Below are 18,756 nucleotides of genomic sequence, written 5' to 3'. Positions count from 1 at the left end.
TGGGCCTCCTTCAGCGTGGTGTTCACCTTCTTCGAGAAGTCCGTCGCCGCCTTCTGATCCGTCGGCTTCGTACCGGACTGCAGAGCCGACACCAGGATATCCGCCGTCGTCTTCACGACATTCGTCGCGGTCACCTTCACGCTCGTCGGCGCATTCGAATTCACCACGTCCACCAGGACATCCGTCGTCGTCTTCACGGTGTTCGTCACGGCTATCTTCACCGCGGGCGACGCCTTCGACTTCAGACAGCCCTTCAGGACATTCGTCGTCGACTTCACGGTGTTCGTCACCGCCACCTTCACGGCCGTCGACGCATTCGAATTCACCACGTCCACCAGGACGTCCGTCGTCGTCTTCACCGTGTTCGTCACCGCTATCTTCACCGCCGACGGCGCATTCGAATTCACCACGTCCACCAGGACATCCGTCGTCGTCTTCACGGTGTTCGTCACCGCCACCTTCACGGCCGACGGCGCATTCGACTTCAGCACGTCCACCAGAACGGTCGTCGTCGTCTCGACGGTGTTCGTCACCGCGATCTTCACCGCGGACGACGCACCCGACTTCAGCACGTCCACCAGAACGGTCGTCGTCGTCTTCACGGTGTTCGTCACCGCGATCTTCACCGCGGACGACGCATTCGACTTCAGCACGTCCACCAGGACGGTCGTCGTCGTCTCGACGGTGTTGGCCACCGCGATCTTCACCGCGGACGGCGCATTCGACTGCTGAAGATCCACCAGGACATTCGTCGACGTCTCCACGGTGTTCGCCACCGCCGCCTTCACCTCGGGCGGCGCATTCGACTTCAGAACGTTCACCAGGACATTCGTCGACGTCTCCACGGTGTTCGCCACCGCCGCCTTCACCTCGGGCGGCGCATTCGACTTCAGAACGTTCACCAGGACATTCGTCGACGTCTCCACGGTGTTCGCCACTGCCACCTTCACCGCAGACGGAGCGTTCGACTGCTGGATGTCCGTCAGGACCTCCGTCGACGTCTCCACGGTGTTCGTCACGGACGCCTTCACCTCGGACGGCGCAGCGGCCTTTTCCACGTTCGCCAGGACATCCGTCGACTGCTTCACGACGTCCGCGAGCGCGACCCTCTCCGCCAGCGGTGTCGACGTGTCCTCGATCACCTTCAGCGTGTTGTTCAGCTTGCTCGCAGTCTCCTTGAGCGCTTGGGGGGCGTCCTGCTGGGCCGTCAGTTCCTGGACATCCTGCTTGAGCTCGGGCGTCACCTGCTGCAGCTCCGCCCTCTGCTGCGCAGGCGGTGGCTGCTCCTCCTGCTGCGCCGGCGGAGGCTGCTGCTCCTGCTCCTCCTGCTCCTCCTCCGCAGGCGGGGGCTGCTGCTCCTGCTCCTCCTGCTCCTCCTCCGCAGGCGGGGGCTGCTGCTCCTGCTCCTCCTGCTCCTCCTCAGGAGGCGGAGTAGGCGGAGATGGTTGAGCGGGTACTGCGGCAGTGACTTCAGCGAGCGCTTGGGGCGCTGCCTCAGCACTCGCCAGGCCCGGCGAGAGCGCAAGCGCCGCAGCCAGGCAGGAGGCGCCGACGAAACGAAAGATGTTGTGCTGGGCAGTTCTGGACATGGTTGTTCCAACCGTGCTTTCCAGGTGCTTTTCTGACCCTGCGAAACGCGGCCCTGAGGGCGGCGGCGGCCTGTGGTCACGCAGATGCACTGCTCAACGACGCACAGGCGGTACGAAAACCACTCTTCCCTCATTCGGCGCATCTCGCAACGCGAGGGCACCGTGCCGCGGACGACGGCGACACTCGGTTCGGGCTGACGTCGCAGTCCCATAACGACCCCTCCCCCGTCATCCCCGTCCCGTAGAGTGCACCTGACTCGCGATCTTGAACGTGTTCAGGATGCGCACTCTGGGGAGGGGGCTGCGGTCATGCGCAGTGGAGCGAAGGTCGCCGTCGTCGGCGGCGTGTTCGCCGTCGTGGCGACGGGTGTCGGCTACGGGGGATGGAACCTGTACAACGGGCTCACCGGGAACGGCGGGGAGGGCGGCGTCACGACCCGGTCCGCCAAGGAGACCGGGCCGCCGAGCGCGGACGAGGTCGAGAGGACCGCGAAGGACTTCCTCACCGCGTGGGCCGCGGGCGAAGGACCGGCCGCCGCGCAGCTCACCAACAACGCGGCGGAGGCGGAGCCGTTGCTCACCGGCTACCGCGAGGACGCCCATGTCACCAAGGCCGTGATCAAGCCCGGCGCGGCCGTCGGCGCGAAGGTGCCGTTCACGGTCGAGGCGACGGTGGAGTACGAGGGGACGTCCAAGCCCTGGTCGTACTCCTCCGAGCTGACCGTCGTCCGCGGGCTGACCACCGGCAGGCCGCTGGTCGACTGGCAGCCGTCCGTCGTGCACCCGCAGCTCACCAAGGGCACCTCGCTCGCCACGGACACCGCGTCCGCCCCGCCGATCAAGGCGGTCGACAAGGACGGCTCGGAGCTGACGAAGGAGAAGTACCCCTCGCTCGGCACGGTCCTGGACCAGCTGCGCGAGAAGTACGGCGCGAAGGCGGGCGGCAAGCCGGGCGTCGAGCTGGTCGTCACATCGGCGGACGGCAGCGTGCCCGACACGACGCTGCTCACGCTCACCAAGGGTGAGGAGGGCACGCTCCGGACCTACTTGGACGCGGGCGTGCAAGCGGCCGCCGAGAAGTCGGTGAAGCAGTTCGGCAGGGCGTCCGTCGTGGCGGTCGAGCCGAGCACCGGCCGGATCAGGGCCGTCGCCAACAGCCCGGCGCAGGGCTTCAACACGGCGTTCGGGGGCGCGCAGGCGCCGGGCTCGACGATGAAGATCGTGACGGCGGCGATGATGCTGGACAAGGGTCTGGTCAGCGGTCCGGGCTCGTCGGTCGAGTGCCCCGCGACGGTCACCTGGGAGCGCGAGTTCCACAACCTCGAGGACTTCTCGCTCGGGACCACGACACTGCAGCGCGCCTTCGCCCGCTCCTGCAACACCACCTTCATCAAGCCGGTCAAGCCGCTGGGACAGAGCGCAGGGTCGGCACTGGGCGAGACGGCCCTGAAGTACTTCGGCATCGGTGCAGAGTGGCAGACCGGAGTGAAGACCTGGGACGGTGCGGTCCCCGCCTCGACGGGCGCCGAGACGGCGGCTTCGTACATCGGCCAGGGGAAGATCCAGATGAACGTCCTCAACGTCGCGTCCATCGCCGCGACCGTCAAGGGCGGGGCCTTCCGGCAGCCGGTGATCGTCCCGCAGGACCTCGACGACCGTGAAGTGGCCACCGCACAGCCGCTGCCCGCGGGCATGGCGCAGACCCTGCGTCAGTTGATGAGCGCCGGAGCCGCCGGCGAAGGCACCGGGGCCCGGGCCATGGCCTCCGTGGGCGGGAACAAGGGCGCCAAGACCGGATCCGCCGAGGTCGACGGCCAGGGCGACTCCAACGCCTGGTTCACCGGGTACGCCGACGACCTCGCCGCAGCCGCCGTCGTCGACTCCGGCGGGCACGGCGGCGACGCCGCCGGTCCGGTCGTCGCGCAGGTGCTGAACGCGCGGTGACGATGAGGTGAAACACGGTCGCATGGCCCGTACAACCACCGCTAGCGTGCGGGCCATGAGCACTCACGACCCCGCCGACGCCCACCCCCGATTCGCCGAGGCTCTGCGCGAACTCGGACTCGAGGACACCGCACGCCGTTTCCCGGACGCGACGCTCCCCCGTAGCCCCAAGGGCACGGGAGGTGCCCCCATCGCTGCGCAGGCGGCAGAGGCCATCGGCTGCGACGTCGGCGAGATGCTGATCGCCCACGCGGGCGGCACGGTCGTGGACGTCCGCGAGCGCACGGCGTGACGGTTCTCGTCGCCGCCGCGGTGCTCGCCGCGGCGGTCACGCATGCCGGCTGGAACGCCCTGGCGCACGGGATCAAGGACCAGCTCGTCGCCTTCACCCTGATTGCGGGCGGCGCCGCCGTCATGGGCGCGGTCATGGCGTGCTTCGCCCCGGTGCCCGCGGCGGGAGCCTGGCCCTACCTCGTCGCGTCCGCGCTGCTGCACGTCGGCTACCAGGCCCTGCTCATGCGGTCGTTCAGCCTCGGCGACTTCGGCCAGATGTATCCGATCGCGCGCGGCACGGCCCCGCTGGTGGTGACGGTCGCGGCCGTGGTGTTCGTCGGCGAGCATCTGGGCGCCTGGCAGGCGGCCGGTGTCGGCGTCGCGTCGGCGGGCCTCGTCGGTGTCGCGCTGTGGGGCATCAAGGGCTCCGGCACACGCCCGCACTGGCCGGCGATCGCGGCCGCGCTCGCGACCGGGTTGTCGATCGCCGCGTACACGGTGGTCGACGGCCTGGGCGTGCGCGCGTCCGGCACGCCGGTCGGCTACATCGCCTGGCTGATGGTCCTCGAAGGCCTCCTGGTCCCGGCCTACGCGGTGTACGCCCGCCGGGGCGCGCTGACCGCCCAGCTGCGGCCTCATGTGGGGCGCGGACTGCTCGGCGCGGCGATGTCGATCGCCGCGTACGGACTGGTGCTGTGGGCCCAGACCCGCGCCCCGCTCGCGCCGATCGCGGCGCTGCGGGAGTCGTCGATCATCGTCGGCGCGGCGATCGGCGCGCTGCTGTTCAAGGAGCGGTTCGGGGCGCCGCGGATCGCGGCGGCGTGCCTGATGGTGCTGGGCATCGGCCTGATGCTCAAGGCGGGCTGATGCTCACAGCGGGCTGATACGCGGAGCCGGCTGACGCGCGGTGCCGACTGATGCGCGGTGCCGGCGAACCGGGCGGCGCCTCGCAGGCGTCCCTGCCGCCATGGGGATGATCACACACGGGATACGCCAGCTGCTCCGTTTCGGCCTGCTGGAGGCGCGCTGCTGCGCCTTCGCCGTCGCTCTCGTCGGCGGCATCGCCGTTTCGGGGCAGCTGCCCGACCTGCCCGTCGCCCGCTACGACCTGCTGCTGCTCTACGGCATCGCCCTGGCTGTGATCGCCAGGAAACTCGGCTGGGACAGCGCCCGCGACACCGCCGTGATCGCCTGCTGCCATCTCGTGGGGCTCCTCTTCGAGTTGGTCAAGGTGCGGATGGGCTCCTGGACCTACCCGGAGGAGGCGCTCACGAAGATCGGCGGCGTACCGCTGTACGGCGGGTTCATGTACGCGGCCGTGGGCAGCTACCTCTGCCGGGCCTGGCACCTGTTCGACCTGCGGCTGACCGGCTACCGGCCCCGGGTCATGGCGGTGCTCGCGGCCGCCGTCTACGTGAACTTCTTCAGCCACCACTGGCTGCCCGACGCGCGCTGGGTGCTCGCGGCGCTGCTGCTGTGCGCGACCGCGGGGACGTGGGTGCGGTTCCGGGTGGGGGAGCGCGACCACCGGATGCCGCTGGCCCTGGCGTTCGTGCTGATCGGCTTCTTCCTGTGGGTCGCCGAGAACATCGCGACGTACGCGGGGGCCTGGAGCTATCCGGACCAACTGACCGGCTGGCAGCCGGTGTCGGTGGCCAAGTTCGGGGCGTGGGCGCTGCTCATCACGGTCACGTTCGTGCTGACGGCGGGGTCGGCCGGCCGTTCGCTGCCAGGCTCGCGTGCAGTCGCTCGAAACCGGAGTTGACGGCGAGCAGGCCGCCGTCGACCCGGAGCGTCGTGCCGGTGATCCAGGCCGCGTCGCGCGAGGCGAGGAAGGCCACTGCCGCCGCGATGTCCTCGGGCTCGCCGACACGGCCGAGAGGGTAGACCTCGCGCAGGGCGTCCAGTTCGGACGCGCGGTCCTGCCAGGCCCGGGTGCGGACGGTGCCGGGGTTGATCTGGTTGACGCGGACGCCGCGCGCCGCCGCGTCGGCGGCGAGGGTGCGGGTGAGGGAGGCGAGACCAGCCTTGGCGGCGCTGTAGGCGTGACCGCCGAAGGACTGCTCGGCGTTGACGGAGCCGATGTTGACGATCGCCCCTCGGCCGCCCGCCTCCAGATGCGTCAGTGCGGCGCGGCAGCACCGGAACGCCCCGGTCAGGCAGATGTCGAGGTCACGGGCCCAGTCGTCGTCGGGCAGGTCCTCGAACCTCTCGGTGTCCCGGGTGGCCGAGAGCGCGTTGTTGACCAGCACGTCGAGGGTGCCGAAGCGTTCCACGGCGTGCGCGACGGCCGCCTCGACCGAGCCGCGGTCACCCACGTCGCAGGGGAAGGGCTCCGCACCGTCGATGGACGCGGCGGTCTCCTCGGCGGCGTCCGTGTCGATGTCGGTGACGAGCACCCGCGCGCCCTCCGAGGCGAGGCGCCGGGCGGTCGCCGCCCCGATGCCGCGGGCGGCTCCGGTGATCAGTACGCCGTGTCCCTCGAAGCGATTCACAGGGCCGAACGTACCGCCCTGATCAGCGCCTGCGCACGAGGATCGGCCGTAACCCCCTTGCGCATGCCGTTCGTCGCGTAGCCCAGCGCGATGCCCGACTCCGGATCGGCGAAGCCGAGGGAGCCGCCGCGGCCAGGGTGGCCGAAGGAGCCGGGGCCCAGCAGCGGCGAGGCGGGCCCGTGGAGCATGTAGCCGAGGCCGAAGCGGGTGGGGACGACGAGCACGCGGTCGGGTCCGGCGGACTCCTCGGTACGGGCGAGGGTGAGGGTGGCCGGGGCGAACAGCCGGGGCCCGCCGTCGACCGCGCCGATGGTGGCGGCGTAGAAGCGGGCGAGTGCGCGGGCGGTGGAGATGCCGTTGGACGCGGGGAGTTCGGCGGCGCGGAAGGCGGGGTCGTTCTCGTCGGGCGCCGGGTCGATGGCGCCGAAGGCACGGCGGGTCAGGGAGGCGGGGTCCCGGTAGGCCTCGGAGACGGAGCGCTTGGGGCGGAGCTTGAGGCCGCCGCCCTGGGCGGTCTCCGGCTCGGCGACGGGGCCGAGGCGGCCGACGCGGTGGGCCTCGTCGGCGGGCAGGCCGATCCAGAAGTCGAGGCCGAGCGGGCGGGCTATCTCCTCGGCGACCCAGCGGCCCATGGTCCGGCCGGTGACGCGGCGCACCAGTTCGCCCAGGAGCCAGCTGTAGGTCTGCGCGTGGTAGCCGTGCGCGGTGCCGGGCTCCCAGGCGGGGGCCTGGGCGGCGACAGCGGCGGGGCCGCTCGTGCCGTCACCGGCCTCGGCCGGGGTGAGCGGCCGGTCCAGCACCGGCAGGCCGGCACGGTGCGCGAGCAGGTGGCGGACGAGGACGCGCTCCTTGCCCGCCGCCTTGAACTCCGGCCAGTACGTGCCGACCGGCGCGTCCAGGTCGATCTGGCCGCGCTGGTGGAGCAGGAGGACCACGGCCGCGGCGACGCCCTTGGTCGCCGAGCGGACGACCTGGGCGGTGTCGACGGCCCAGGGTTCGCGGCCGTCCACGTCACGGGCGCCCGCCCACAGGTCGACGACCTTGCGGCCGTCGCGGTAGACGGCGACCGCGGCCCCGCGCTCGCCGCGCTGCTCGAAGTTGCGTACGAAGGCGTCCGCGACCGCTTCGAAGCCGTCCGCCACCGTGCCCCGGACGTCCACCACATGTGCTCCTTCACTGCCGTCCATCCCCCCATGGTGCAACGTGGTCCAGACCGGCCGGATGCCGGGGCGGCACTCCCCCTCGGGGCACCTCCCAGCGGTAGCTGGGGGACTTCGGCCCAGGAGGTGCCCCCATACGGGGCGTCAGCTCGGGACGGCGCCGTCAGCTGAGGACGATGGAGACGTCGATGTTGTCGCGGGTGGCGTTGGAGTACGGGCAGACCTGGTGCGCGTCGCCCACGAGCCGTGCGGCGAGGTCCTGGTCGACGAGCGGGAGGGAGACGTTGAGAGCGACCGCGAGTCCGTATCCCCTGGCCCGGTTGGGCCCGATGCCGACCTTGGCGGCGACCGTGGAGCCTGTGAGGTCGAGACCGGCGCGGCGGCCGACGAGCACCAGGGCGTTGTGGAAGCAGGCGCTGTAGCCGGCCGCGAAGAGCTGTTCCGGGTTGGTGCCGTTGCCGTCGCCGCCGAGCGCGGGCGGCATGGCCACGCGCAGGTCGATCCGGCCGTCGTGGCTCGTCACATAGCCGTCCCGGCCGCCGTGGGCGGTGGCCTCCGCCACGTACATGATCTTCGTGGGCCGGGTGTCGGCGGTGGCGGAGATGTCGGCTGTAGTGGCCTGCTCGCTCATGGTGCTTCCCCGTGGTCAGTGCGCCGCTGCATTTACATCGCGCACAATGTATCGGAATCCGGGGGCAGTTGTTACTCCGGGGTAGACCGGATCAGCCGGGGTCCGCCTCCTGGGCCAGCCGGTGCAGTTCGGCACGCAGCCGCGCGATCTCGGGCCCCTCCAGACCGGTGCTGCGCATCAGCTGCCCCGGCACCCGTTCGGCCCGCTCGCGCAGCGCCCGGCCTTCGTCGGTGAGCACCAGCAGCACGGAGCGCTCGTCGGCCGCCGAACGCTCGCGGCGCACGAGCCCCGCCGACTCCAGCCGCTTCAGCAGCGGCGAGACGGTGCCGTAGTCCAGCCGCAGTGCGGCGGCCAGCTCCTTGACCGGGACCTCGCCGCGCTCCCAGAGGACCAGCATCGCCAGGTACTGCGGATACGTCAGGCCCAGCTCCGCCAGCAGCGGCCGGTAGGCGGCGGTCACCGCGCGCTGCGCCGCGTACAGCGCGAAGCACAGCTGGTCGTCGAGCAGCAGTGATGCGGTGGCCGTGGTGGCCCTGGTCTCGTCGGTGCGGGTCTCGTCGGTGCGGGTCTCCTCGGTGCGGTTCACGCGCCCATTGTCACGGACTTCGGGTCGAAGCCGAAGGGCAGCTCCAGCCGGTGGCTGCGCATCAGGTCCTCGTCGCCCAGCAGGTCCTGCGTGGCGCCGTCCGCGGCGATCACGCCGTCACTGAGGACCACCGAGCGGGGGCACAGCTCCAGCGCGTACGGCAGGTCGTGCGTGACCATCAGGACCGTGACGTCCAACGAGCGCAGGATGTCGCCCAGTTCACGGCGGGACGCCGGGTCGAGGTTGGACGAGGGCTCGTCCAGGACGAGGATCTCCGGCTCCATCGCGAGCACGGTCGCGACGGCGACCCGGCGGCGCTGTCCGAACGACAGGTGGTGCGGCGGCCGGTCCGCGAAATCCGCCATGCCGACCCGCTCCAGCGCGTCCGTGACCCGCTGCTCCAGCGCGGCACCGCGCAGACCGGAGGCGGCCGGCCCGAAGGCGACGTCCTCACGGACGGTGGGCATGAACAGCTGGTCGTCCGGGTCCTGGAAGACGATGCCGACCCGGCGGCGGATCTCCGCGAGGTTCTTCTTGGCCACCGGCAGTCCGGCGACGGCGACCGTGCCGACCCCGCCGGCCAGGATGCCGTTGAGGTGCAGGACGAGGGTCGTCTTGCCGGCGCCGTTGGGGCCGAGGAGGGCGACCCGCTCACCGCGCCCGACCGTCAGGTCGACGCCGAAGAGGGCCTGGTGTCCGTCGGGGTACGCGTACGCGAGCCCACGCACCTCCAGCGAGGGGATCGTCTCCGGCGAAAGGGTCGTCACAGCATCCATCCCAGCAGACAGACCGCGAGCGCGGTCGCGGGCAGTACGGCGGCGTACGACCACTGGGCAGGCGTGGCGCGCACGTCGTCCAGGACCGGCATGGTCCCGGTGTAGCCCCGGCTCACCATGGCGAGGTGCACCCGCTCACCGCGCTCGTAGGAGCGGATGAACAGGGCGCCCGCCGTCTTGGCCAGCACACCCCAGTGGCGCACGCCCCTCGCCTCGAACCCGCGCGAGCGGCGGGCGATCGACATGCGCCGCATCTCGTCGGCGATCACGTCGCCGTAGCGGACCATGAACGAGGCGATCTGGACCAGCAGCGACGGCAGCCGGAGCCGCTGGAGGCCGAGCAGGACCGAGCGCAGTTCGGTCGTCGAGGCGAGGAGCACGGAGGCGGCGACACCGAGCGTGCCCTTGGCGAGGATGTTCCACGCGCCCCACAGGCCCGGGACGCTCAGCGCCACCCCGAGCACCTCCGTCCGCCCGCCCGGGACGACGAACGGCATGAGCAGGGCGAAGGCCACGAACGGGACCTCGATCAGCAGCCGCTTGAGCACGAAGCCCGCCGGGACGCCCGCCACCGCGGCGACCGCCGCCAGCAGCAGCGCGTACCCCCCGAAGGCCCACACGGCCTCGCGCGGCGTCGAGACGACGACGAGCACGAAGCACAGGACGGCGACCAGCTTGCAGTGGGCGGGCAGGGCGTGGACCGGCGAGTGCCCGTGCCGGTAGAGCTTGTGGGCGTGCCCCGCTCCCATGTCAGACGGAGCTCCGCACGCGGGTGTCCTGCTCGCTGTCCGCACGGCGGCGGCGCACGACGCAGAAGACCCCGGTGCCGACGGCGACCGTCGCGCCGACGCCGATGACACCGGCGAGGCCGCCGGAGAGCCGGGCGTTCGTGATGTCCTCGACGCCGTAGTCGGCGAGCGGCGAGCCGGCCGCGGCGTGCTCCTCGACGGTCTTGTCGATGCCCTTGTCGGCGGCGACCTTCTCCAGGCCGTCGGGGCTGGCCGAGGCGTAGAAGGAGACGAACCCGGCGAGGACGAACGCGGTCACGAGGCCCGTCAGCCACACCTTGCGCGGCGACCGGGCGGCCACGGGGGCCGGCTCGGCCGGGGCGTCGACGAGCTCGCCGCCGACGCGGAGCTTGAGCGGGGCCGCAAGGCCGCGTGCGCCGTACACGAGGTCCGGACGCACGGCGAGCACGGCGCCGACGGTGAGGGCGGTGATCGCGGCCTCGCCGACGCCGATCAGGACGTGGACGCCGACCATCGCGGTGAGGACCGAGCCGATCGGCACGTCGGTCAGCCCGCCGACCGCGTAGAGCAGGGTGAACGCGGCGGCGGCGGCCGGCACCGAGACCAGCGCGGCGACGAAGGAGGCGACGGTCACCGAGCGCCGGCTGCGCGGCAGGACCGTGACCAGCCCGCGGAACAGCCCGTACGCGACCAGGACGGTGACGACGCCCATGACGGTGACGTTGACGCCGAGGGCCGTGAGGCCGCCGTCGGCGAAGAGGATGCCCTGCATCAGCAGCACGACGGCTATGCACAGGACGCCGGTGAACGGCCCGACGAGGATGGCCGCGAGCGCACCGCCCAGCAGATGCCCGCTGGTGCCTGCGGCGACCGGGAAGTTCAGCATCTGCACGGCGAAGACGAACGCGGCGACGAGGCCGGCGAGCGGTGCCGTGCGGTCGGCGCCGGCCAGCGCGACGGCTGATCCGCCCAGCTCGCGGCGGGCGCCGCGGAGGCTGACGGCGACCGCGCCGGCGGCGGCGACTCCGGCGGCCACCGAGACCGGCGCGTTGATGAATCCGTCAGGGACATGCATGGCGGGCTCCGCTTCGGACAGATGAATAACCGTCCCATGATAGGTCGCTCTTGCGAACGATATGCAAGAGCGCACAGATCACAGATGAACAGTGCAGTCGACAAGCGGAGCGAGCACGCCAAGGGAAATGTGGGACATTGGATGACAAAGAGGACGAGTGTGAGGAGCAGGCCATGTCCCCCGCCGTCATGGAACACGCACGAGGCCGGATCGTCACCGACGCTCCTCAGTACCGCGCCGTACGCGTCTCACTCAGTTACGACCCCACGGCGGACCCACAGGCCGTGTGCTTCTCGTTCCCCAGCGGCAGGGAGTGGACCTTCCCGCGCGAGGTGCTGGAGAGCGGGCTGAACGCGCCGGTCAGACGGGGGGACATCGAGATCTGGCCGTGCGGCCGGGTACAGGCGGTGGTCGAGTTCCACACGCGCGACGGGGTCGCGGTGGTGCAGTTCGACGCGAAGACGCTGAGCCGCTTCCTGCGCCACACGTACGCGGTGGCCGCGACGTCCCCGGCGCCCGTGGCCCCTCCGGCGTCCGCACAGGCCCCCGCGGCTGCGCCTTCGGCGCCCCCGGCCCCTGCCTGACCGCCCGCGACACCCGACAGCGGCCATGCGACGCAAGGTGGCCGTACCCGCCCGGTCCGGCGGATACGGCCACCTGTCACGACGGCTCCCGTCCCCACGGCGCCGTCGCGTTCCCGGGGGGCCGCTGCGGTGCGATGCCCACCACCGCCGCACGGACCCCCGGAGCAATCGGGGATCAGACGCGGACCAGTTCCCGGTCCTCGTCCGGATCGCCCGGCGTGTCACCCAGCTCCTTGTGGAGCTTCTCGCCCTCCACGTCCACGTTGGGCAGCACCCGGTCCAGCCCGCGCGGCAGCCACCAGGCCTTGTGCCCGAGCAGGGCCAGCACCGCCGGCACGATCGCCATACGGACCACGAAGGCGTCGAAGAACACCGCGATCGCGAGACCGAAGCCGATCATCTTGACCATCTGCTCGCTGGAGCCTATGAAGCCGGAGAAGACCGCGATCATGATGACGGCCGCCGCGGTCACCACCCGGGCCCCGTGCCGGAAGCCCGTGACGATGGCTTCGCCGGGTCGCTCGCCGTGGACGTACGCCTCCCGCATGCGCGTGACCAGGAAGACCTCGTAGTCCATCGCGAGACCGAAGACCACACCGATCATGAAGATCGGCATCATCGACATGATCGGGCCGGTCTGCTCGACGCCGAACAGCGAGCCCAGCCAGCCCCACTGGAAGACCGCCACGACCGCGCCGAGCGCCGCGACGACGGAGAGCAGGAAGCCGAGAGCGGCCTTGAGCGGCACGAGCACCGACCGGAAGACGACCATCAGCAGCAGGAACGCGAGGCCGACGACGAGCGCCAGGTAGGGCAGCAGCGCGTCGTTCATCTTCTGCGAGAAGTCGATGTTCATCGCGGTGGCGCCGGTGACCAGGACCTCGTCACCGCTCCTGTCGCGGATTTCCTGGACCAGGTTCTCGGTGGCGACCGAGGACGGACGGTCCTTCGGGACGACGGTGATCACCGCGGTGTCACCGGTCTTGTTGAGCGTCGGCGGGGTCACGACGGCAGCGCCTTCGAGGCCCCTGACAACCTCGGCCGTGCGGTCGGCGGCGCTCTTGTCGCCGTCGACGACGACCATGAGCGGACCGTTGAAGCCGGGACCGAAGCCCTCGGACAGCAGGTCGTACGCCTTGCGCTGCGTGGTGCTGACCGGCTGCGAGCCGTCGTCGGGCAGGCCGACCTCCAGCGAGGCGGCCGGCACGGCCACGGCGCCGAGGCCGACGACGCCGGCGAGCAGGACGGCGACCGGGCGGCGGATCACGAAACGCGCCCAGCGGGTGCCCGCGTTCGGCTTGTCGGAGACCGGCTCGCCCTTGCGGACCTTGCGGCCGAGGACCCGCTTGCCCGCGAAGCCGAGCAGCGCCGGGATCAGCGTGAGGGCGATGAGGACGGCGATGACGACGGTGCCCGCCGCGGCGAAGCCCATCTTGCTGAGCATCGGGATGTTGACGACGGCGAGGCCGACCAGGGCGATGACCACGGTCAGGCCGGCGAAGACGACCGCGGAGCCCGCGGTGCCGACGGCGCGTCCGGCCGCCTCCTCGTGCTCGCGGCCCTCGGCCAGCTCGGCGCGGTAGCGGGAGACGATGAAGAGCGCGTAGTCGATGCCGACCGCCAGGCCGATCATCATCGCCAGCGTCGAGGTGGTGCTGCCGAGGTCGAGGACGCTCGCCAGGGCGGTGATCGTGGAGATGCCGATGCCGACGCCGATGATCGCGGTGAGCAGCGGCAGTCCGGCGGCGACCAGCGATCCGAAGGTGATGACCAGCACGATCCCGGCGATGACCACACCGATGATCTCGCCGACTCCCTGCTCCGGCATGGTCTGGAGCGCGTCGCCGCCGATCTCCACCGTCAGCCCGGCCTCGCGCGCCTCGGTGCCGGTCTCCTCCAGCGCCTCGCGCGTGGCGTCGGTCAGCTCCATGGAGGTGACCTTGTAGGTGACGGAGACGTACGCGGTCGAGCCGTCCTTGGACACGGCGCGCGCGGTGTACGGGTCGGTGACCGAGGCGACCTGGTCGGAGCCGGACTTCAGCTCGGAGACCGCCTTCGCGACCTCGTCCCTGGGGCCGGCGTCGGTCATCTTGCCGCCGTCGGGCGCCTTGAAGACGACCCGGGCGGTGGCGCCGTCGGCGCTGCCGCCGGGGAAGCGCTCCTCCAGCAGGTCGAAGGCCTTCTGGGCCTCCGTGCCCGGGATCGAGAAGGACGAGGACGTGGCGGTCGGCGCGGAGGCCGCGCCGGCGCCCGCGAGCACGAGCAGGGCCACCCACAGCAGGGCGACGAGACGGCGGCGCCGGAAGGCGGTCCGTCCGAGTGTGTAGAGGAACGTGGCCACGAGGGCTACTCCCGTGTGTGAGGTGAACAGGGCAGGGGAGCCGGCCCGACGACGAGAGCGGCGCGCGTCAGGTGGTGCGGGGTGAGCGGATCGTGCTGGTGATCCGGGGAGGCCGGCGGAGTGGGGCTCCGCCGTGTCAGGCGCCGAGGGCGGGGAAGACCACGGCGTCGAGGTAGTCGGTGAGGAAGGCCCGGTCGGGTGCGCGGTCCTCGATGAGCTGCCGGGCGACGACAGCGCCGAGGAACATGTGCGGGACGTATCCCAGGGCGGGGTTGTCCGCCCTGATCTCGCCCCGGTCCACAGCCCGCCGCAGCAGCACGTCGAGTCCGGTGATCTCCGGCTCGATGAGCAGCTCGCGCAGGGCCTCGTGCAGATCGGGGTTGGAGTGGACCGCCTGGGCCAGACCCCGCATCAGCGCGGAGTCCTTCTCCATGCGGCAGTCGTCGGTGCGGGCGAGCATCGCGTGGAAGTCGCCGCGCAGCGTGCCGGTGTCGATGTCGCCGACGTGCACCGGCTTGCTGTGCCTCAGCGCTCTGGCGACCAGCTCGGGCTTGCTCCGCCACTGACGGTAGAGCGTGGCCTTGCTGGACCGCGTGCGTCCGGCCACGGCGTCCATGGTCAGGGCGTCGTAGCCGACCTCGCGCAACAGGTCGAGCACCGCTTCGTACAGCTCTGCCTCGCGCTCGGGGGTGAGCCGGCTTCGCGTCATGTCGGCCTCCCTCGATCGCTGCCGAACGAAACTGTTTCGTACACATCGAAGGTACCCCAGTCGTCGAACGAAACGAAACCGTTTCGCTTGTGGGCTGGGTCACGCCCCGTCGGACCGTGATCGTCCGGCTCCACGAGTTGCCGCGCCCCCCGGGCGCGGAAAGCATGGGTGGGGTGAGTGACGACGCCGCGTATCTCCGCTTCCCGCACCTGCACGACGACTTGCTGTGCTTCGCGGCCGAGGACGACCTCTGGGTCGCGCCCCTCGTGCCGGACGGTCAACGGCCGGGCCGCGCCTGGCGTCTGACCGTCGACCGGACCAGAGTCGGCCATCCCCGCTTCTCCCCCGACGGCAGCCACATCGCGTACACGAACTGGCGCAGTCTCGATCCGGAGATCCATCTCGCGCCGGTCGACGGCGGCCCCGCGCGGCGGCTCAGCTACTGGGGCTCGACCGACACCCGGGTCTGCGGCTGGACGCCCGACGGCCAGATCCTCGCCGTGTCCTCGCACGGCCAGCCCTTCTCGTACTTCTCCTGGGCCTACAGCGTCCCGACCGACGGCGCGCCCGGCGGACGCCTGCCCTGGGGCCCGGTCGCCGACATCGCCGTCACGGACGTGGCCGACGGGCCCTCCCACGCCGGCGGCGCCGGCTGCGAGCGGCGCACGCTGCTGCTCACCGGCAAGCCCCCGCACGAGCCCGCCGCATGGAAGCGGTACCGGGGCGGGGCGACGGGCCGGCTGTGGCTCCACGGCAAGCGGCTGCTGCCCGACCTGGACGGACACCTCGACTGCCCGATGTTCATCCGCGGGCCGGGAGCCGACCGGTGGTCGCCGGAGGAGGGCGGCCGGATCGCGTTCCTCTCGGACCACGAGGGCGTCGGCAACCTGTACTCGTGCCTGCCCGACGGGACCGGTCTTCAGCGTCACACCGACCACGACGCCTTCTACGCCCGGCACGCCTCCAGCGACGGCCGCAGGATCGTCTACCAGTGCGGCGGCGACCTGTGGATCGTCGACGCGCTCGCCCCGGACTCCGTCCCCCGCAAGCTGGAGGTACGGCTCGGGGGCCAGCGCGCCGGCCGACGCACGTACCAGGTCCCGGCCGCGGGCAACGTGGACGGCCTGTCCGTCGACGAGACCGGCCGGGCCAGCGCGGTGGGCGTCCGCGGCAGCCTGTACTGGCTCACGCACCGCGACGGGCCTGCCCGCACGATCGCGGACACCCCGGGCGTACGGGTGCGGATTCCGGCGATGCTCGGCAACGGCCAGGTCGCGTACGTCACCGACGCGGAAGGCGACGACGCCATCGAGATCGCGTACCTGCCGCGCGCGAGCGGCGACCGCGAGCCGCGGCGGCTGGCGCAGGGCGAGCTGGGGCGCGTGCTGGAGATGGCGCCGGACCCGGACGGGGAACGGATCGCGGTCGCCTCGCACGACGGCCGGCTGCTGCTGGTCGACGCGGCGGAGGAGGGCACGGGCGAGGTCACGGAACTGGTCAGGTCCGACAACGGGCCGGTGCGGGACCTGGCGTTCTCGCCGGACGGCGGCTGGCTGACCTGGTCGCAGCCCGGCATCGGCCGCTCGCTGCGCCAGATCAGGATGGCGCGAATCGCCGAACCCGGGGCCCGCACGATCGTCGACGTCACCAACGGCCGCTTCGAGGACGAGAACCCGGTCTTCACGCGCGACGGGCGCTACCTCGCCTTCCTGTCCTGGCGCGGCTTCGACCCGGTGTACGACGTGCACACCGGCGACCTGTCGTTCCCGCTGGGCTGCCGCCCCTACCTGGTGCCGCTGTCGTCGGCGACCCCCTCACCCTTCGCGCTCACACCGGAGGGCCGGCCGGCCGCGGGCGGGCTCGACCCGCTGGAGGACTCCGGCGACCACACGGCGATGGTCGAGGTCGAGGGCCTGGAGAACCGGGTCGTGCCGTTCCCGGTCACGGCCTCCAAGTACTCGGCGCTGCATCCGGTGAGCGGCGGCGGCCTGGTGTGGCTGCGCTGGCCCATCTCCGGCGCGCTGGGCGAGACGTTCGCCAACCCTGCCGACGTGTCGGGGCGTCCGACGCTGGAGCACTTCGACCTGTCCAAGGCGCGCAGGACGGAACTGGTCGACCACCTCGACTGGTTCGCGGTCAGCGGCGACGGCAGCCGGCTGGTGGTCGTCGACGAGGGCGAGCTGCGGGCCGTACCCGCGACGGAGACCGGCGACGGCGACTCGACGGTCTATCTCGACATGCGCCGCATCCTGCACGAGGCGGACCCGGCGTCCGAGTGGCGCCAGGCGTACGGGGAGGCGGGCCGGCTGATCCGGGACTACTTCTGGGAGCCGGACATGTGCGGCATCGACTGGGACGCGGTCCTCGAGCAGTACCGCCCCCTGGTCGAACGGGTCGCGTCCCCCGACGAGTTCGCCGACCTGCTCCGCGAGGTGCTGGGCGAACTGGGCACCTCCCACGCCTATGTCACCCCGGCACGGCGCAACGAGGGGCCGCCGCACTACCAGCGGGCGATGGGACTGCTCGGCGCCAACCTGGTGTGCCGCGACGGCAGATGGGTGGTCAAGCGCATCCTGCCCGGCGACTCGTCCGACTCCAAGGCCCGTTCGCCGCTGGCCGGTACGGGCATCCGCGAGGGCGCGGTCCTCACCCACGTCGACGGGCGGCCCGTGGACCCGGTCGCGGGCCCCTACCCGATGCTGTCGGCGGCGGGCGGCACCACGGTCGAACTCACCTTCCTGCCCGCGGAAGCCGCGGAGGAGAGCGAGGCGCATCCGCGCCGGGTCGCGATCGTTCCGCTGATCGACGAACGCCCGCTGCGCTACCAGGACTGGGTGGCCAAACGGCGGGAGGTCGTACGCGAGTTGAGCGACGGCAAGTGCGGCTACCTGCACATCCCCGACATGGGCGGCTCCGGCTGGGCGCAGTTCAACCGGGACCTGCGCATGGAGGTGTCGCGTCCGGCGCTGATCGTGGACGTGCGCGGCAACGCGGGCGGCCACATCAGCGAGCTGGTGGTCGAGAAGCTCACCCGCAAGATCCTCGGCTGGGACCTGACCCGCAACGCCGAGCCCGTCTCGTACGCCTCGAACGCACCGCGCGGCCCGGTCGTCGCGATCGCCGACGAGGCGACGTCCTCGGACGGCGACATGATCACCGCCGCGTTCAAGCTCCTCAACCTGGGGCCGGTGGTGGGCAGCCGCACCTGGGGCGGCGTCGTGGGCATGACGGGCCGGCACCGGCTCGGCGACGGCACGGTGATCACGGTGCCGATGAACGCCGCGTGGTTCGACGCGTACGGCTGGTCCATCGAGAACCACGGTGTCGAACCGGATCTGAACTCGCTGCGCACCCCGCTGGACTGGGCCGAGGGCCGCCACACCGACATGGACGACGCGGTCCAACTGGCCCTGGACATGCTGAAGTCCGCGCCCGCGGCGCTTCCGCCGGACTACTCGTCGGCACCCGACCTGCGCCGCCCGCCGCTGCCCCCGCGGGAGCGGTGACCGCCGCCCCGGCAGACGGCGAAGGCGCACCCGCGAGGAGCGGGTGCGCCTTCTCGTGTACGCGGCTGTACGCGGCGTGTCAGGCGTCGTAGTCCTGGTTGAACCGGTCCAGGGCCTCCTGCATCGCCTCCTGCGCGTCCCGTGCGTCGTCGGGCCCCGTCCCCCGCTGCGGTTCCCTGTCACGGTCCTGGCTCACGCGCTTCGACGGCCGCTCGCCCCGGCCGCCGCCCTGCGCCTTCTGCTGCGCCCGATCGGCGCTCTCCTGCGCCTTTTCCTTGGACTGGTCCGACATACCCATGAGACGTCACTCCCGGAAGGATGAGGAGGCCGGGGGCGGG

General features: G+C 71.6%; 17 protein-coding genes. 6 read left to right on the top strand and 11 right to left on the bottom strand.

The window, feature by feature from the left end:
* Positions 1 to 1,589 (bottom strand): hypothetical protein (locus HW130_RS17650; RefSeq protein WP_218183628.1); only part of this gene is annotated, 1,589 nt, incomplete at its 3' end.
* 309 nt (positions 1,590 to 1,898) lie between these two features.
* Between HW130_RS17650 and HW130_RS17645 the strand changes: the two genes are divergently transcribed.
* The 4 genes from HW130_RS17645 to HW130_RS17630 all read left to right on the top strand — a co-directional run bounded on the left by HW130_RS17645 (position 1,899) and on the right by HW130_RS17630 (position 5,571).
* On the top strand, positions 1,899 to 3,533 hold the full coding sequence (locus HW130_RS17645; protein WP_177150548.1) for a penicillin-binding transpeptidase domain-containing protein: 1,635 nt from the start codon (positions 1,899 to 1,901) through the stop codon (positions 3,531 to 3,533).
* Positions 3,534 to 3,588: 55 nt separating this feature from the next.
* Positions 3,589 to 3,825, top strand: a complete 237-nt coding sequence (locus HW130_RS17640) for a hypothetical protein (protein ID WP_375256546.1) — start codon at positions 3,589 to 3,591, stop codon at positions 3,823 to 3,825.
* Complete coding sequence (locus HW130_RS17635; protein WP_177150547.1) at positions 3,822 to 4,673, top strand: EamA family transporter; 852 nt, start codon at positions 3,822 to 3,824, stop codon at positions 4,671 to 4,673. Before HW130_RS17640 ends, HW130_RS17635 begins: the two co-directional genes overlap by 4 nt.
* Before the next feature lie 100 nt (positions 4,674 to 4,773).
* Entirely contained in the window at positions 4,774 to 5,571 is a 798-nt protein-coding gene (locus HW130_RS17630) for a DUF817 domain-containing protein (protein WP_177150546.1), read from the top strand.
* On the opposite strand, the gene HW130_RS17625 is transcribed toward HW130_RS17630, so the two are convergent.
* From HW130_RS17625 to HW130_RS17595, 7 genes are all read right to left on the bottom strand, one after another.
* Positions 5,495 to 6,301: an SDR family NAD(P)-dependent oxidoreductase gene (locus HW130_RS17625; protein ID WP_177150545.1), complete on the bottom strand. Its 807-nt coding sequence runs from the start codon at positions 6,299 to 6,301 to the stop codon at positions 5,495 to 5,497. The two genes, HW130_RS17630 and HW130_RS17625, sit on opposite strands and share 77 nt — an antisense overlap.
* Positions 6,298 to 7,488, bottom strand: coding sequence for a serine hydrolase domain-containing protein (locus tag HW130_RS17620; protein ID WP_177150544.1), 1,191 nt, complete (start codon positions 7,486 to 7,488; stop codon positions 6,298 to 6,300). Before HW130_RS17620 ends, HW130_RS17625 begins: the two co-directional genes overlap by 4 nt.
* A 136-nt stretch (positions 7,489 to 7,624) precedes the next feature.
* On the bottom strand, positions 7,625 to 8,092 hold the full coding sequence (locus HW130_RS17615) for an organic hydroperoxide resistance protein (protein ID WP_177150543.1): 468 nt from the start codon (positions 8,090 to 8,092) through the stop codon (positions 7,625 to 7,627).
* Positions 8,093 to 8,183: 91 nt separating this feature from the next.
* On the bottom strand, positions 8,184 to 8,603 hold the full coding sequence (locus HW130_RS17610; protein ID WP_177150568.1) for a MarR family winged helix-turn-helix transcriptional regulator: 420 nt from the start codon (positions 8,601 to 8,603) through the stop codon (positions 8,184 to 8,186).
* Positions 8,604 to 8,674: 71 nt separating this feature from the next.
* The gene (locus HW130_RS17605) at positions 8,675 to 9,454 is read right to left on the bottom strand and encodes an energy-coupling factor ABC transporter ATP-binding protein (RefSeq protein ID WP_177150542.1); all 780 of its coding nucleotides are present in this window, start codon (positions 9,452 to 9,454) and stop codon (positions 8,675 to 8,677) included.
* The gene (cbiQ, locus tag HW130_RS17600; RefSeq protein WP_177150541.1) at positions 9,442 to 10,203 is read right to left on the bottom strand and encodes a cobalt ECF transporter T component CbiQ; all 762 of its coding nucleotides are present in this window, start codon (positions 10,201 to 10,203) and stop codon (positions 9,442 to 9,444) included. Before cbiQ ends, HW130_RS17605 begins: the two co-directional genes overlap by 13 nt.
* 1 nt (position 10,204) lies before the next feature.
* Positions 10,205 to 11,278: an energy-coupling factor ABC transporter permease gene (locus HW130_RS17595; protein WP_177150540.1), complete on the bottom strand. Its 1,074-nt coding sequence runs from the start codon at positions 11,276 to 11,278 to the stop codon at positions 10,205 to 10,207.
* Between the two features lie 173 nt (positions 11,279 to 11,451).
* On the opposite strand from HW130_RS17595, the gene HW130_RS17590 reads away from it, so the two are divergent.
* Positions 11,452 to 11,862 (top strand): SsgA family sporulation/cell division regulator, encoded by a 411-nt coding sequence (locus tag HW130_RS17590; protein ID WP_177150539.1) that lies wholly within the window; start codon positions 11,452 to 11,454, stop codon positions 11,860 to 11,862.
* 175 nt (positions 11,863 to 12,037) lie between these two features.
* Here HW130_RS17590 and HW130_RS17585 read toward each other — a convergent pair whose 3' ends face one another.
* Both HW130_RS17585 and HW130_RS17580 read right to left on the bottom strand, forming a co-directional pair.
* Positions 12,038 to 14,203, bottom strand: a complete 2,166-nt coding sequence (locus tag HW130_RS17585; RefSeq protein ID WP_177150538.1) for an MMPL family transporter — start codon at positions 14,201 to 14,203, stop codon at positions 12,038 to 12,040.
* A 136-nt stretch (positions 14,204 to 14,339) separates the two neighbouring features.
* Complete coding sequence (locus HW130_RS17580) at positions 14,340 to 14,912, bottom strand: TetR/AcrR family transcriptional regulator (RefSeq protein WP_177150537.1); 573 nt, start codon at positions 14,910 to 14,912, stop codon at positions 14,340 to 14,342.
* A 173-nt stretch (positions 14,913 to 15,085) separates the two neighbouring features.
* On the opposite strand from HW130_RS17580, the gene HW130_RS17575 reads away from it, so the two are divergent.
* On the top strand, positions 15,086 to 18,418 hold the full coding sequence (locus tag HW130_RS17575; protein WP_177150536.1) for a S41 family peptidase: 3,333 nt from the start codon (positions 15,086 to 15,088) through the stop codon (positions 18,416 to 18,418).
* Positions 18,419 to 18,497: 79 nt separating this feature from the next.
* On the opposite strand, the gene HW130_RS17570 is transcribed toward HW130_RS17575, so the two are convergent.
* Positions 18,498 to 18,716, bottom strand: a complete 219-nt coding sequence (locus tag HW130_RS17570) for a hypothetical protein (protein WP_177150535.1) — start codon at positions 18,714 to 18,716, stop codon at positions 18,498 to 18,500.
* Between the last annotated feature and the right edge of the window lie 40 nt (positions 18,717 to 18,756).

This window comes from Streptomyces sp. PKU-EA00015 (assembly GCF_013387495.1).
GTDB lineage: Bacteria > Actinomycetota > Actinomycetes > Streptomycetales > Streptomycetaceae > Streptomyces.
Note: the sequence above shows the minus strand (reverse complement) of the source record. Positions and strands in the feature narration are given on the sequence as shown.